This is a genomic window from Streptomyces sp. NPDC056480 (assembly GCF_042795405.1).
Taxonomy (GTDB): Bacteria; Actinomycetota; Actinomycetes; order Streptomycetales; family Streptomycetaceae; genus Streptomyces.
The window spans coordinates 1-2121 of sequence record NZ_JBHTSA010000254.1; the positions used below are offsets into that span (position 1 = coordinate 1).

At 71.9% G+C, this 2121-nt stretch carries 1 protein-coding gene and 1 pseudogene; both read right to left on the minus strand.

Translation table 11 applies throughout. The features are described 5' to 3' along the window. Positions 1 to 1814: hypothetical protein (locus ACFQ79_RS40670; RefSeq protein ID WP_383593423.1), on the minus strand; the 1814-nt coding region annotated here is incomplete at its 3' end. Positions 1815 to 1879: 65 nt separating this feature from the next. Beyond that, positions 1880 to 2121, minus strand: a pseudogene (locus ACFQ79_RS40675) (hypothetical protein); the annotation flags it as partial.

A 2121-nucleotide genomic window follows, 5' to 3' on the forward strand; every position in this document is an offset into this window, starting at 1 on the left:
TTGTCCTGGGCCACCAGATCAGCCCGCCCGTCACCCGTCAGATCACTGCCACCCGTGAACTGCGCGTACGTGTTCCACCCGCCGCCCACCCGCACGGGCGACCGGCTGACCGACGAATCGCCGACGTGCAGCCACAGCACGCCGGCCTTGTCCCGGGTGACGACGTCGAAGGCCGTGGAGCCCGCGATGTCGCCGACGGCCTCGAGACGGTCGTAGGCGTTCCAGTCCCCGCGGTACACCGCGCCGCTACGGGTCTCGGTGGCGACGAGCCGTCCCGCGGCGTCGTCCCAGCGCGTGTCGATCGCGTCGAGGCGTCCGTCGGTCCGCCGGGCGAACAGGTCGGGCGAGCCGTTGTCCCGGTAGTCGTGCGCCTTGGGCGTGCGCTTCACCTCGAACGTGCCGGTGGCCGTGGCGGACGGCATCCCGTTCCAGGGCCTGGCGGTCACCGTCCACTCGTACGAGCCGTTGGGAGCGGCATCCCTCATCGTGCCCCAGCCCGTCTCCCCGGCCCAGTCGATGGCGAAGGAGCCGTCGGGGAGGACTCCGGTGCCGGTGGTGCGGGGGCGGACGGTCGTGCGGAAGGACGACCACGACTCCTTGTGCCTGAGCTCGATCGAGAGGTCAGCCTTGGTGGTGGAGAACTTCCAGCTCATCCGGGTCTTGGCGACGCCGTCGAGGTTGAGGACGGCCGGGACGGCGTGGCCGGTGTAGCTGATCGGGGTGGTGGGCGCGGGCGGCTCGCCGGTGGCGGCGATCAGCTCGGCGGACGGCTTCCCGTCCTCGACCGCGAGCCGGTACACGCCCGTACCGCGGTCGGCGGTGGTCCCGATGGCGAGCAGGGTGCCGTCGGCGGCCTTCATGACGCTCTCGGCATGGTCGAGCAGCCTCACGGAGGGCTCGCCCGTCAGGGAACGGGCCACGACCCCCTCCGCGTGGCGCTCGCCCTCGCCCCCGAACGCGAACCATCCGTCGCCCAGGGCCCCCTGGTAGGAGGTGGGACCGTCACCGGTCAGCGGTACGCGGGTGACCTCCGCCGAACCGCGCTTCGCCGACGCGAGGACGGTCTTCCCGTCCACGGACTCCGCCCAGTCGACGCGGTCCCCCGTGATCGAGGCACCGCCGGCGAACGTCGCCCCCTCGCCCGGCGTGTACGTGTCGGTGACACGGGCACCGGCGATGTCGACGACCACCAGCTTGGGGGGCTTCACGGGTTCGAAGGACTGGTAGAACCCGAGGGCGGTGCCCGGCACGCTGTCCGCGATGCTGAACTCGCTCTCGCTGGGCTCCGTCATGCCGGCCACCGGGCCGGCGGTCCGGACACTGCCCTTCTGGGTGCTGAGGACCGGATGCAGACGCCGCCCGTCGTCGAAGAGGGCGGATCCCGCCGCGCCCGTGACGAGGCCGCTGAATCCGTCGAAGGTGACGGGGGCGGCGCCGGTGGCCATGTCGTACACCATGGCCTTCTCGGTGCCGTACCTCTGCAGCTTCTCCCAGGAGAGCACCACGAAGTCCGAGGCGGAACCGTGGACCGCGGCGCCGGCGCCGACGACCTGGGAGACCCCGTCCGCGTACCGGGTCCAGCGCACGACCCTGTCGGCGTCCCGGGTGAGGAAGCCGGTGGTCCCCGCGCCGACCAGCGACCCGCCCGAGGCGAGGAACGGAACCTTGATCGGGGCGGCGGCCACCGCGGCCGGAGCCGTCGCCACCGGCGCCGCGGCGGAGGCGGTCGGGGTGAGGAACGGACCGGACGCGATCACCGCCAGGACGACACCTGTGGACATCAGGACACGACGACGGGAGAGAGCGGTGAGCAAGGTGTGTTCCTCTCGGATGGTGCAGAGATGAGGTGTGTGAGGGGGGACCGGACGGCGGGGTCGGGTCAGGAGACCTGGCTGTACGGGTTCCCCGCCCAGCTCTCCGACGTCGCGGCCCCGGTCGAGGAGCGGGGCTTGAACGGGGCCTTGTAGTCGCCCGTGCCGGGATAGAAGAAGGCCGCGCCCTGCGGCGTCCGCACGTACAGGTCGGAACGGCCGTCCTTGTTGCCGTCACCGATCCCCACGATGTCGCCGTACACGTTCCAGCCACCGCCGATCCGCGTACGCGGCGCGAACGTCCCGTCCC